We start from the raw sequence: 12,848 nt of genomic DNA, 5'->3' as shown, positions 1-12,848 counted from the left end.
AGTGTAGCGCAAACTTTGTGGATTTGGGTTCGACCTAGACTCTATATGCTTTCTGATGCGAGCTATCAGCGCGTACTAACTCAGCCAGAGTGTGATTGCTTCTTTTGTCATGGCAGTCAATCAAGCTGGGTTTGCTTATCTGTCCGAAAATGGCTAGAAATAGTCAGACGGATGCCGTATAAAGATGGCTTCAGAAGCGAAAAAATCGCATGCCGATATGGCCTTGGTCATCACAATTTAAGCTGCTATGAGCACGATAAATTTATCCGATTTCTCTACTACGTTTAACGATACTGCCGAACGCGACCAGTATTTTTATCGTGCTTTGTCCGCCAAGGACAGTCGCTTTGACGGCGTATTTTTTGCCGGTATCAGCACCACGGGCATTTATTGTCGTCCGGTTTGCCGGGTCAAAACACCACGCGCATCTTCTTGTCATTTTTTTGATACCGCTGCGGCGGCAGAGGCAGCGGGTTTCCGGCCTTGTCTGCGCTGTCGTCCTGAGCTTGCGCCCTATGCTTTACAACAAAATCTGGCGTATGCCGTGTGGCAGCGAATTGCCGCCGGTGCCTTGAATGATGCCGGGATAGAAGCGTTGGCGCTGCAAGTCGGTTTGTCTTCGCGCCAATTACGCCGCGTGTTGTTACAGCAGTTTGGGGTGACGCCGGTTGAACTGGCGCAGACGCAGCGGCTTTTATTCGCTAAAAAACTGCTGCAAGAAACTCACTTGCCAATGGCAGAAGTGGCTTACGCCGCAGGCTTTGGCAGCGTGCGGCGCTTTAATGCGTTGTTTGCCAGTCGTTACAAAATGGCGCCCGGATCGATACGTCGCACGGCGTCAGAAGAGAGTGAGGGTTTGGTCTTGCGTCTGGCGTATCGCCCGCCTTATGCCTGGGATGCGTTGATGGGGTATTTGCGCGGGCGCGCCATGCCGGGGCTGGAGGCGGTATTGGATCACAATGGGTCTTCCTCTTATGTCCGCACTGTGCAATTGGAGGGGAAAACCGGCTGGCTGCAAATTACCCATGTGCCAGACAAACAGCAACTCGCCTTAAAACTTGCCCCCGCATTGTCGTCCGTGCTGATGCCCTTAATCGCTAAGGTGCGCCAGCTTTGTGATCTGGAAGCGAATCCCGTAGTGATTCAATCGCATCTGGCAAATGATCCCTTGCTGGCGGCACAAATAGACCGCACCCCGGGTTTGCGGGTTCCGGGTGCGTTTGATGTGTTTGAGCTGGCGATCCGCGCCGTACTTGGGCAGCAAGTCAGCGTCGCCGGCGCGACCACCGTCTCTGGCCGACTGGTGCAGCGGTTTGGTGAGGTGACCAGCACGCCGTTTGCGGCCATCGGTTTTCACTTCCCTAGCCCCGCCAGACTGGCGCACTTATCGGTGGAAGACATCGCGCAGATTGGCGTCCCAAAAAGCCGCGCCGCGACTATCCAAAACGTCGCACGATTCGCGCTTGACGGTGGCTTACAACGGCAACTGGGACTTAATTTTAATGAAGTCGTTACCCAGTTAAAAACGGTGGGTGGCATCGGCGAATGGACTGCTCAATACATCGCCTTGCGTGCTTTGCGTCACCCCGACGCTTTCCCTGCGGGTGATTTAGCACTGCAAAAAGCCGCGGCTGTATTGCCGGAAGTCCGGCTGACCGAGAAGCAGTTGCACCAGCGCGCAAACGCCTGGTCGCCCTGGCGCGCGTATGCCGCACTGCTGTTATGGCAATCACTGAGTAAGGAAAGTAAAGAGGGAAAATAAGAGCGGATTACACAGATCAGATTGATGCGCTTGGCAGCCATCGAAAAATCATGATCTCTTTTACTGGTGCTACTAATCAGATAATTAATGCAAGCTTTCAAATAATTTTATAGTGATCCGAGAACCATCATGTTTTATACCCAAATCAATAGCCCGCTCAAGACCATTTTGTTAGCCGCGACCGAACAAGGTTTGGCTGGCGTGTATTTTGAGCGGCATAGCCATTTTAAAGGCAGTGAGGGCTGGATCAGGCACGACAGCCATCCGGTCTTGCAACTCGCCGCGCAGCAACTGGACGAGTATTTTTCAGGACAGCGCCAGATGTTTGATATCCCGCTGGCTGATTCGCTTGGGACGGCGTTTCAAAAAGCGGTGTGGCAAATCTTACGCAGCATTCCTTATGGCAGCACCATGAGCTACGGCGAGATCGCTCAACAGCTCAACAACCCGGGCGCAGTGCGTGCGGTAGGCGCTGCCAATGGTCGCAATCCGCTGTCGATTATTGTCCCTTGCCACCGAGTGATCGCCAGCTCCGGCGCGTTGACGGGTTATGCGGGTGGTTTGCAGAATAAGCAGTGGTTGCTGGCGCTAGAAGGTCATCGTTCTTTGCTGTGAAGCAGATTTTGCACTGATGAAAACCTCATGGAATGGCCCGTAAGTCAGGTGGATCCATAACTTGAAAATAAATTACTCCCTATAAGTATATTTAAGTTGTCCATATAATGATTGGACAATAAAGGGCTTTTACCAAAAAAATAGGGGAGTATATTTATCTTTAGTAGTTATTTGATTTTATTAAGTCGCTCAAAAAACTCCTTATCTCTATTTAGTATCTACTTAGTGTCTAGTTAGTAGCGACTTAAGACCGACTTGTTAGCGCGCCAGCTTTACGCAATCTGTGCGTAATTCACACACACTCCAACAATATTTACTCTGCGACTTTCACTTTTTATCTTGCACCAACTCGGATAAAAAGCACGCCAATAGTGCGGTGCAGCCAGCATTTGCACACCATCTGAGAAAAATCCCCCAGCCTGGCTATATGCCATTGCACCATGTTGATGCGCGGCAACTAATATGGTTTTTGCGAATATCTCCTATACGAATAATCAATTTTTATAGATTTGTGCACTGCAGTATATTGAAGTCACCAAGAGCGGTTTTGCTGCAAATGTAACGTTAAAAAATCTACTTTTGTTATCGCGCATTTATTTGCTTCTTATTTGATTTCACCACATTCCCCGGAGGTTTTATGTCTGCAACTACTCGTCATTGCTACGCCATTGCTGCCTTGTTACTGGCGGTCGCTTCTGCTCCTACATTCGCGGCAGAGATCAAAAGTCCTTTCGATACGAAGAACTGTGAAATGCCTGCTTATCCAGATAAATCACTCAGCCAAAGTGAAGAAGGCATGGTCAAGTTGCAGTTTGTAACCGATGCCGCAGGCAAGGTGGTCGATGCCAAAGTAGTCCAGTCTAGCGGACATCGCAGTCTGGATAATGCGTCACTGAATGCGGTAAAAGAATGCAATTTTAAGCCGGTAGCGACCGCTCAGTTAGTCGCCAAAAACTGGAGCAATATCTCGTTCGTGTGGGTGATGGAATAAGGTTTGCGTTTCGTCCGTATTGCAAGAATTGGTTGATTTGAATTTGAAACTGAATTTCAAACTGAATTTCAAACTAAGTTTGAAAAGTCAAATTTAGATGTCCAATCATTCTGCGGCTTCTGGGCTACTTTAGGCTTGTAAGCCGCAGAATGATTGGACGTCTATTTTCAAACACTTAAACCATCATTATTTCCTGTATTTCAAATATTTCATCTACCAGAAACAATCTCGGCATAAGCTACTGGTTTTCGCAAAATTAATCATTTGTTGAGGACCATGTATGTCGTTATATCAATTTCGGTCGCCGCTGGTGCGTTTGAGTGCTTTATCACTGCTTGCGGTGCTGAGCGCCTGTAGCACGGTAAAAACTACATCGGCACCAGACCAGGCTTCATCATCCACCGCCGCTAAAAGTAGCGTGCTGTATTCGTGGGTAGTGTTGGGTGAAAACGGCCAAGCGGTGGCGCGCAGTGTGACGCAAGACGCGGTTTGCCCGTCTATGATCATTGATGGCACAACGCAAATTATGCAGGTGCGCGCCGCTGCGGGCACTGTGACGCAACGTGTAACCGCCAGTAGTGCGGAGGATTCTAAGCCTTCTGATTTTCCTATCCTGACGTGCGAAGCGACATTAAGCCCTGCGATCAAATCGGCCAGTATTGCGGGTCAAAATTTGCCACTTCCTAAAGCCGCGCCGCAAAAAATTATCGTAATCGGTGACACCGGTTGCCGTATGAAGAAGACGGATAATTATTACCAACCGTGTAATGACGTCAGCAAATGGGCATTCCATGACGTGATTAAAACTGCTGCTACATTTAAACCCGATTTAGTCATCCATGTCGGCGATTATCACTACCGGGAAAATCGCTGCCCCGACGGCAATGCGGATTGCGCCGGCAGTCCTTGGGGTTATGGCTGGGATACCTGGAATGCCGATTTTTTTGCGCCAGCCGCACCTTTATTGCGTGTTGCACCTTGGGTATTTGTCCGTGGCAATCATGAGAGCTGCGTTCGCGCAGGCCAGGGCTGGTGGCGCTTGATGGACCCGCGCCCTTTGCTGGTGGGGCGTGATTGTAACCTGCCCCAAGATGATTTAAGCGGCGACTACAGCGCACCGTATGGCGTGCCTTTGGGTAAGATCGGGACTGATGATGCGCAACTGATCGTATTCGATTCTGCCAAAGTTCCGAATAAAGTCTTGGCAAAAACCGACCCTGCTTATGCCTTGTATATGAACCAGTTCAATCAGGTAGAGCAACTGTCAAAGCAAGCTAGCTTCAATATTTTTGTCGACCACCATCCTATACTCGGGTTTGCACCGGAGAAGAAAAAAGGTGGCGCGATTGATTTCAAACCAGGTAACGCCGCCTTGCAAGATCTGATGCAAAACATTCATTTTGCCCGTCTGTTCCCAGACAATGTACAAGCCGTTTTATCCGGCCATGTACATTTGTTTGAGGCGATTACCTTCAAAACCGATCACCCGACGCAATTTGTGACTGGCAATGGCGGCTCGTCGCTGGACATTCCTATGCCTAATGTACGTCCTGCTACGGCGACACCATTTATGGGTGCTGAGGTGGATTATTTCAGCAATACCAATGACGTTGGCTTTATGACGATGGAGCGTGAAGTACAGGGCTGGAAGATGCAAGCCTGGAATAAAGACGGCAAGTTGATGACTAATTGTTTGCTTAAAAATGGCAAAACTACTTGTGAGGCTGCCGCGCAATAGGAAGAACAGTCACATCGATATTGGTTTTTTTTAGCGGCATTGTGAAAAAAGCGAGACATTTATTTGTCTCGCTTTTTTGTTTTAGATTTTGTTGTCGCGTCATCAAATGGTCATCTGTGTTTCATGCTGCCGTCATACCGTTTTCCTACACTCGTGGAATTTTTACCCACCGAGAATTATTTAGGAAGGCAATATGATGAATCGCACACAAAACCATAATCCACGACAGAAATTTAATCGCTCGCTGCTATCAACACAGGTCGTGATCGCTGTGGCATTGATGGCGTCCCATGCCAATTCCAATGCGCAAACTGCTGAAAATTCTGCTTCATCAATAGTTGAGTCAGGTTCTGCGCTGGATGCCAATGCGATTAAAGATAAAGTCGTGATTAATGGTTCTCGCGTTGCCAATCGCGCACCTGTGCAGAGTTCATTAAAAGCCACACAGCCACAATCGGTTATCTCTGCCACCTTTATTGAGCAAGCCGTCACACCACTGGCGGACTTTAATGCGGTAGCACGGATTGCACCTAGCGTTGGGTCTGGAACGTCACCAAACGGTCCTGGGTTGGCAGAAACTAAAGTCACATTACGTGGCTTTCAGGATGGTGAATACAATATGACGTATGACGGTATTCCATTCGGCGATACCAATAATCCTACCCATCATTCGACCTCGTATTTTCCGGCTCGTATCATCGGCGGTATGGTGATCGAGCGAGGTCCTGGCAACGCTAGTAATCTTGGGCAGGCTACTTTTGGCGGCTCGATTAATTTATTTTCTAAAGAGTTATCACACGATTTTCATTTCACACCGTATGCGACTTTTGGGTCTTGGAATACCAAGATGCTAGGTGCGCAAATCGATAGTGGCATGCTAGCTAGTCTGGGTGACGCCAATTTCATGTTCAACGCATCAAAGCTGACGACGGATGGATATCTTACCTACAGTGGTGTGACGGAAGAAAATTATCAATTCAAAGCTCAACGCAAATTTGGCAGTGATACCGTAGTGACCGTGTTTTCAACTTACAACACGATTCAAAGTTATGTTCCTGATAAAGGTGGCGTCACCCTGAGTCAGGTTGCTCAATTTGGAAAAAACTATGCCCTAAATAATGACCCTACCAGCCAAAATTATTACGGTTATAACTTCAACAATAAAACGACGGATTTTGACTATATCCGCGTGCAATCCAAGTTGGCTGGCTGGGGTATCGACAATACTTTGTACACCTACGCTTACAACAACGATACCTATTCTGGCCAAGATGCAAGCGGCGCAACTGCTAACGGCACCAAGGCAGCAGCCACGGGTAATAAAGATGTACCTGGTTATAACAAGCTCAATTCTTATCGTGTTACTGGGGATATTTTTAAGGCGACTAATCAACTGAATGCAGGCTTGCTGCGTGCCGGGATCTGGTTAGAAAGCTCCAACACCAATCGTCACACTTACGATCTGGATTGGACGCTGGGTTTGCCAAATCCGAAAGAGACAACTGCGCCTAAATCAGTATCTTATGATCAGCGTTCATCATGGAAACAATACCAACCATTTGTTGAGTTTGAATGGGCAGTCGCGCCGCAATGGACAGTAACGCCAGGACTGAAGTATCTCAATTTCCAACGTTCTCTGGACGCGACAGTGAATCAGACTACGCGGATTGCTACCCAGACTGATCAGACTTATACAGCCACCTTGCCATTTCTGACGGTGAATTACAGCGTCAATAAAGAGTGGTCAGCTTATGCACAAGTTGCTAAAGGTTTTCTGGTACCAGATTTATCCTTGTTCTATGTGAACAATCCGCTACTCAGCACACCAAAGCCACAGACTTCGACTAACTACCAGTTAGGCACGGTGCATCAGTCACAAAATCTGACACTGGATGCAGATATTTATTACATCGACTTCAATAATAAAATTGCCTCCACAGGTACAGGCAATGATCTGGTGTATTACAACCAGGGCGGTGTTGTGTACAAGGGTATAGAGGCGGCGGCGACTTACTATGTGGGTAGCGGTTTCTCGGTACACGCGAATGCATCATTGAATAGCGCTAAAGCCAAAGACACAGGATTGCAAGTAGCTAAAGCCCCAGACTCCACATCGGCTTTGGGTTTGCTCTACAAAGCGAACGGTTTATATGGATCACTGATTGCCAAAATGGTCGGTTCCCAATATGCCAAAGATGGAGAGCCGGCCGCCTATAAAATCGCCGGCTATACAACCGCAGATATGACCGTCGGTTATCGCTGGAAAGATATTGGCGGCATGGTTAAAAACGTCAGAGCACAAGTGGGTATCAATAATCTGTTGAACAAATTAGATACAACGTCTATTTCTGTAAATAGTAAAGGTGCTGCTTTTGATCAATATACATTTCAACCAGAGCGTAGCTGGGCTGTATCGCTCAGTGCAGATTTCTGAGACTGAAATTACGTATCAAATTTTTGACTGAAATTAAAAAAGCTCTTTCGGTGGTGTCTGCCGGAAGAGCTTTTTTATTGGCATTTTCGTTGATGTTAATGTGCTTATTTAACAGAATATTCAGGTCGTTATTTTCACTTCTATTCTGTTGAATATGTAGGTGAGTTACTGCCTAGCAAAATGTTCTCTGGTTTAATTTTATTGCCAATACACCAACCAGGAATGCAGTTTGATCGCCACATTTTGATGTGTTCAGCGTAATATAATCGGCTAGGGTATCGCTCATCAGCTTTTTATTGGACACATTATGAGACCATTTTCTCATCTGCTTTTTGGACTATCGGGTGTCGTGGTATTGGTCTCAGCTTGCCAAAAAAAACCAGTACCAGATAATTCTGCTGCGACTGCATCAGCCGATCAGGCGGCCGCATCGGCGACCGCGCCAACCGGCATCGTAAAAAATGCGATACGCCATACCGAGGAGACTGCCGATGTCACCAAGTGGATGGAAATGGCATCAAGTAAAACGCCTGCACAACTTGCTGAAGAGGCGAGATTAGCGAAAGTCGCCAAAGATACGAAGCTGGAGCAAGAGGCTAAATTAGCTTTGGATGCTAAAGCTCTTGCAGCCAAAACGACCACAATTTCACCGGCGGCAGCGGTAGCACATGACCCGGTAAAAACAACTGTTGCTGTAGCTACCCCACCAGCCACCACCGCAATAAAACCGGTGGACACACCGCCGCTCCAGGTGGCTACGGTATCACCCAAACCTGCGCCAGCAGTAGTTGCAGCGCCAACGCCTGCGCAAGCACAATCACAAGATAATTCAGAGCAAAATCAGCCAAAACTATTGTCTAGTGTTCAGCCGACATTCCCGGTTACCGCTACGTTGGCTGGTGTGACTGAGGGCTCTGTGACTGCGCGCGTCAGCATTGGTACCGACGGTAAAGTAGTGCAAGTTGAGATTGTCAAAGCCAGACCGACTAAAGTGTTCGATAAAGAAGTGATTGCCGCAGTATCGCAATGGAGATACGCACCGCTGACCAGCCCGCAAACAAAAATAGTGGAATTGAGTTTTCAAAGTGCCCTCAAATTATTGTCAAGCGTGCAGCCTGTATTTCCTGCCACCGCAACTCAGGCTGGCGTGACAGAAGGTCTGGTCAGTGCCCGTATCAACATTGGTACAGATGGCAAGGTAAGCGCGGTCGAGATTATTAAATCTAAACCAACTAAATTATTTGATAAAGAAGTTATCGCCGCTGCTTCGCAGTGGAAATACGCACCAATCTCCAGCCCACAGACAAAAATACTGGAGTTCAGTCTAAAGCAGGCTAACTAAGGAGGTCGCTTAGATGAAAAAACAAGATGCAAGACAGGTAGCGGAAAAGAAAATAAAGCTAGCTAACCAATCACTCTAAACTAAAAAAGAGTGGAAATCTTATTCCCAGCGAGCAAATTTTTTTCTTGTTGCGAAATTGCCCGCAATCATTTTTCAAGCTTGATAAAAAATACCAATCGGCTAAGCTAGGGTACAAATAAAAATAGAGCATTACCCCTAATTCGTTGCTTTGTGGTGACTTAGCGCCCCTTGAGCGCAAACCGGACATAAATCGAATAATTATTGAGCAGTTTCGACCATCTGTCCGCGCATTTCAGATCATACAAAATCACTCAAGTCTCTCACCACGAGAGATGAACACCGGTTGTTTGAGAGAGTAATTTACCACTACGTTTTACTTAAAAGGGACTATATGAAACTAAAGCCTTACCTCGGTCTGCTTGCATTGCCACTGGCAATCTCCACAGCCTATGCCGCCGATATACCAGATGGCCCGACTATTACGATCAGCGGTTTTGGCACAGCAGCCTTAACCCGCGCCTCCACGGACGACGCAGAATTTGCCCGTGTTCTACAATTAGGCGGGGTCAAAACGACAGCTAAGACAGGACCTGACTCCAATTTTGGTATTCAAGCTACCGCCAATATGAATGACTGGCTCTCATTTACAGCGCAAGGTCTTGTCCGCAAACGCGTCACGGACGAGTTTGGCGGAGAACTCGCCTGGGCATTCGCCAAATTCAAAGTGAATGACAATTTAAATGTCCGCGTAGGTCGTATGGGACTTCCGGTATACATGATTTCTGACTACCTCAACGTGGGCTATGCCAGCACCTATTTGCGTCCACCGGTAGAAATGTACAGTCAGGTCAACTTAGAAAATGTCGACGGAGTTGACGCGATTTATCAAAGCTCTTTTGGCGACACTACGCTGACAACGCAGGTCGCTGCTGGACAAAGTGAAACAAAGGGCAGTGGCAACTCGTACACGGCGAAATTTAAAAGCATTGCCGGACTCAACATGGTCTTAGAGAACGGTCCTTTTACCGTTCGCTTCGGACACATCTACACAAAATTTAGCGTTGATGACTCCCCATCCTTAAACGCCGTGGTCGGCGGTTTAAACCAATTTGGTTTTACATCTCAAGCCAACAGCGTCAAACTTCACGACAACAAAGCGACTTTTACTTCACTCGGACTCACCGTCGACTGGAAAAATATTTTAGTGCAAACGGAATACGGAAAACGTAAATCAGAAAGCGTCTCGTTACCAGATACCTCCTCCTGGTACACGATGTTTGGCTACCGTTTTGGCAAATTTACACCGTATTTCACTCATGGCTCTGTCAAACAAGACAGCCCAAGAACCGTCGCAGGATTACCAACGACAGGACCTTTGGCAGGATTAACGGCAGGCGCTAACATATTTGCATCACTGGCACCGATACAAACCAGTAATAGTATTGGTGTACGTTGGGACTTCAACAAATCCGCAGATCTGAAAATACAATTCGACAGATTATCCCCAGAAAATGGCTCCGGTACCTTCGTGAACGCCAAGCCAACATTCCAGGGTCCCGTGAATGTCGTTGCGGCTGCTATTGATTTTGTATTTTAAGGGGGACGACATGAAAAAAATTATTCAAGCCAGTCTTGCTGCCGCCAGCCTGACATTTTTTGCAGTTCCGGCAATGGCTGAAGTTGTTGCCATCGTTAGTGCAAAAAGTGCAGCTTCTGCTATGTCGGCAGATGAAGTGTCACAATTTTTCCTAGGTAAATCTGCTAAATTAACACCAGTAGATCAGCCGGAAAGTTCTGCAATTCGCTCGGAGTTTTATAAAAAAGTGGCGGACAAAGAACCATCTCAGGTCAAATCAATTTGGTCAAAATTAGTCTTCACTGGCAAAGGCACTCTGCCAAAAGAATACGGCTCAAGTGGCGATGTTAAAAAAGCCGTTGCTGCTGATACTAATTTGATTGGCTATATCGAAAAATCTGCGGTTGATTCCAGTGTCAAAGTAGTCGTCAGTCTTCCATAAGTCTTGTTCAGGTGCGCGCTCTGTTGTGAATAAATATTCTTATAACAGAGCGCTTTAGTTTTGATTTCATTTTCGAATTCAGCTTCAGTCGTAATCTCTTTAGATTTGCAATTTAGTTTGTTGTTGTGCGTTTTTGGTATTGGCGGTTCATTTCATTTTTTTGATGATTTTCCGTTGTATTCACATGCATGATATTCAATATAAAAGAGGTGCTTATGAAATTCAAACCTTATCTCAGTCTGCTTGCATTGCCAATGGCAATCTCCACAGCTTATGCCGCCGATACACCCGATGGCCCGACGATTACGATCAGCGGTTTTGGCACAGCAGCCTTAACCCGCGCCTCCACAGATGACGCAGAATTCGCCCGTGTTATACAGATAGCCGGAGTCAAAACGACGGCTAAAACAGGACCTGATTCCAATTTTGGTATTCAAGCTACTGCCAAAATGAATGATTGGCTATCACTGACGGCTCAAGGTTTAGTACGCAAACAAATTACTGATGAATTCGGAGCCGAATTGAGCTGGGCATTCGCTAAATTTAAAGCCTCTGATAATTTGAGTTTTCGGGTTGGCCGGATGGGTTTGCCGGTATACATGATCTCCGATTATCTTAATGTCGGCTATTCCAATACCTACTTACGTCCTCCGGTAGAAATGTATAGCCAGGTTAATTTGGAGCGTGTGGATGGTATTGACGCAATTTACCAGACATCGTTTGGTGAAAACACGTTCACGAGCCAGGTCGCTTTAGGAAAAAGCGAAACAAAAAGTGCAGGTAATTCCTATACCGCAAAATTTAATACCATCGCCGGTGTGAATCTATTGCTAGAGAATGGACCTTTTACAGTGCGCTTTGGTCACATATATACCAAATTTAGTGTAGATGACTCCGCGCCATTAAATGCAGTGGTTGGCGGACTGACCCAATTCGGCTTCGTCTCACAAGCTAATAGCATCAAGGTTCACGATAACAAAGCCACGTTTACTTCACTCGGTTTAGGGATCGACTGGAAAAATATTCTGGTGCAATCTGAATATGGCAAACGTAAATCAGAGAGTTTGTCGCTACCTGATACCAGCTCCTGGTACACCATGTTTGGTTACAGGATGGGTAAATTTACGCCTTACTTTACCCATGCTTCGGTCAAGCAAGACAGTCCTAGAACAGTTGCTGGCTTACCTACTACCGGGCCTTTGGCCGGATTGACTGCGGGCGCTAATATATTTGCGTCACTGGCACCGATACAAACCAGTAATAGCATCGGTCTGCGTTGGGACTTTAATAAATCTGCCGATCTGAAATTGCAGTTTGATCGGTTTTCCCCTGAAAATGGATCGGGTACTTTCATCAATGCCAAACCAACATTCCAAGGGCCTGTAAATGTATTCGCGGCTGCGATTGATTTTGTATTTTAAGGAGGCGACATGAAAACAATTTCCCCCCGTATTTTTTTGGCCTTGGGTTTGACCTTCACTTTAACCGCAACAGCATTGCCAGCCATGGCAGATGTCGTGATCGTGGTCAATCCTAAAAACCCGGTAGCAAATATGACGCCGGAACAAGTGGCGCAGTATTTTCTCGGTAAATCCACTACTTTTACGCCGGTAGATCAGCCTGAAAACTCCGCCATACGGGCAGAGTTTTATAAAAAGGTAGCTGATAAAGAGCCCTCCCAAGTAAAGGCAATTTGGTCAAAATTAGTCTTCACCGGCAAAGGTACTTTACCTAAAGAATATGGCTCCAGCGCCGAGGTGAAGAAAGCAGTAGCATCTGACATGAATGCCATCGGCTATATTGAAAAATCCAGTGTAGATGCGACCGTTAAAGTGATCGCGAATTAACGGCTGTTGTGAATCGATGTAGTTGAGAGGAGATTTCTTTTTATGCTTGACCCCAGCGAGAGTCAAAAAAACCGATTAAC

General features: G+C 46.8%; 10 protein-coding genes. All 10 read left to right on the top strand.

Annotated features, from left to right (window positions below; all coding sequences use genetic code 11):
• Positions 1 to 247: 247 nt before the first annotated feature.
• The 10 genes from RGU72_RS14380 to RGU72_RS14335 all read left to right on the top strand — a co-directional run bounded on the left by RGU72_RS14380 (position 248) and on the right by RGU72_RS14335 (position 12,768).
• Complete coding sequence (locus RGU72_RS14380; RefSeq protein WP_322120379.1) at positions 248 to 1,762, top strand: AlkA N-terminal domain-containing protein; 1,515 nt, start codon at positions 248 to 250, stop codon at positions 1,760 to 1,762.
• Between the two features lie 129 nt (positions 1,763 to 1,891).
• Positions 1,892 to 2,377 carry a methylated-DNA--[protein]-cysteine S-methyltransferase gene (locus tag RGU72_RS14375; RefSeq protein WP_322120378.1) on the top strand — a complete coding sequence of 162 codons (486 nt, stop codon included), beginning with the start codon at positions 1,892 to 1,894 and terminating at the stop codon, positions 2,375 to 2,377.
• A 637-nt stretch (positions 2,378 to 3,014) separates the two neighbouring features.
• Positions 3,015 to 3,368 (top strand): energy transducer TonB, encoded by a 354-nt coding sequence (locus RGU72_RS14370; protein ID WP_322120377.1) that lies wholly within the window; start codon positions 3,015 to 3,017, stop codon positions 3,366 to 3,368.
• 280 nt (positions 3,369 to 3,648) lie between these two features.
• Positions 3,649 to 5,106, top strand: a complete 1,458-nt coding sequence (locus RGU72_RS14365) for a metallophosphoesterase (protein ID WP_322120376.1) — start codon at positions 3,649 to 3,651, stop codon at positions 5,104 to 5,106.
• Positions 5,107 to 5,302: 196 nt separating this feature from the next.
• A complete protein-coding gene (locus RGU72_RS14360; RefSeq protein ID WP_322120375.1) occupies positions 5,303 to 7,540 on the top strand; it encodes a TonB-dependent receptor in 2,238 nt (745 codons plus the stop codon).
• A gap of 307 nt (positions 7,541 to 7,847) precedes the next feature.
• Positions 7,848 to 8,882, top strand: a complete 1,035-nt coding sequence (locus RGU72_RS14355) for a TonB family protein (protein WP_322120374.1) — start codon at positions 7,848 to 7,850, stop codon at positions 8,880 to 8,882.
• Between the two features lie 412 nt (positions 8,883 to 9,294).
• Entirely contained in the window at positions 9,295 to 10,500 is a 1,206-nt protein-coding gene (locus tag RGU72_RS14350; protein WP_322120373.1) for a porin, read from the top strand.
• A 10-nt stretch (positions 10,501 to 10,510) separates the two neighbouring features.
• The gene (locus tag RGU72_RS14345; protein ID WP_322120372.1) at positions 10,511 to 10,921 is read left to right on the top strand and encodes a hypothetical protein; all 411 of its coding nucleotides are present in this window, start codon (positions 10,511 to 10,513) and stop codon (positions 10,919 to 10,921) included.
• A 215-nt stretch (positions 10,922 to 11,136) separates the two neighbouring features.
• The gene (locus tag RGU72_RS14340; protein WP_322120371.1) at positions 11,137 to 12,342 is read left to right on the top strand and encodes a porin; all 1,206 of its coding nucleotides are present in this window, start codon (positions 11,137 to 11,139) and stop codon (positions 12,340 to 12,342) included.
• A gap of 9 nt (positions 12,343 to 12,351) precedes the next feature.
• Positions 12,352 to 12,768: a substrate-binding domain-containing protein gene (locus RGU72_RS14335; RefSeq protein ID WP_322120370.1), complete on the top strand. Its 417-nt coding sequence runs from the start codon at positions 12,352 to 12,354 to the stop codon at positions 12,766 to 12,768.
• Positions 12,769 to 12,848 lie beyond the last annotated feature (80 nt).

Origin of the sequence: Undibacterium sp. 5I1 (assembly GCF_034314085.1) — a bacterium.
In the GTDB taxonomy this organism is placed as follows: Bacteria; Pseudomonadota; Gammaproteobacteria; order Burkholderiales; family Burkholderiaceae_D; genus Undibacterium.
Note: the sequence above shows the minus strand (reverse complement) of the source record. Positions and strands in the feature narration are given on the sequence as shown.

Excerpts from the sequence above, each read along its gene's own strand:
- RGU72_RS14375 (WP_322120378.1), top strand. The coding sequence starts at position 1,892 with ATGTTTTATACCCAAATCAATAGCCCGCTCAAGACCATTTTGTTAGCC.
- RGU72_RS14370 (WP_322120377.1), top strand. The coding sequence starts at position 3,015 with ATGTCTGCAACTACTCGTCATTGCTACGCCATTGCTGCCTTGTTACTG.
- RGU72_RS14360 (WP_322120375.1), top strand. The coding sequence starts at position 5,303 with ATGAATCGCACACAAAACCATAATCCACGACAGAAATTTAATCGCTCG.
- RGU72_RS14340 (WP_322120371.1), top strand. The coding sequence starts at position 11,137 with ATGAAATTCAAACCTTATCTCAGTCTGCTTGCATTGCCAATGGCAATC.
- RGU72_RS14335 (WP_322120370.1), top strand. The coding sequence starts at position 12,352 with ATGAAAACAATTTCCCCCCGTATTTTTTTGGCCTTGGGTTTGACCTTC.
- RGU72_RS14355 (WP_322120374.1), top strand. The coding sequence starts at position 7,848 with ATGAGACCATTTTCTCATCTGCTTTTTGGACTATCGGGTGTCGTGGTA.
- RGU72_RS14380 (WP_322120379.1), top strand. The coding sequence starts at position 248 with ATGAGCACGATAAATTTATCCGATTTCTCTACTACGTTTAACGATACT.
- RGU72_RS14345 (WP_322120372.1), top strand. The coding sequence starts at position 10,511 with ATGAAAAAAATTATTCAAGCCAGTCTTGCTGCCGCCAGCCTGACATTT.
- RGU72_RS14365 (WP_322120376.1), top strand. The coding sequence starts at position 3,649 with ATGTCGTTATATCAATTTCGGTCGCCGCTGGTGCGTTTGAGTGCTTTA.
- RGU72_RS14350 (WP_322120373.1), top strand. The coding sequence starts at position 9,295 with ATGAAACTAAAGCCTTACCTCGGTCTGCTTGCATTGCCACTGGCAATC.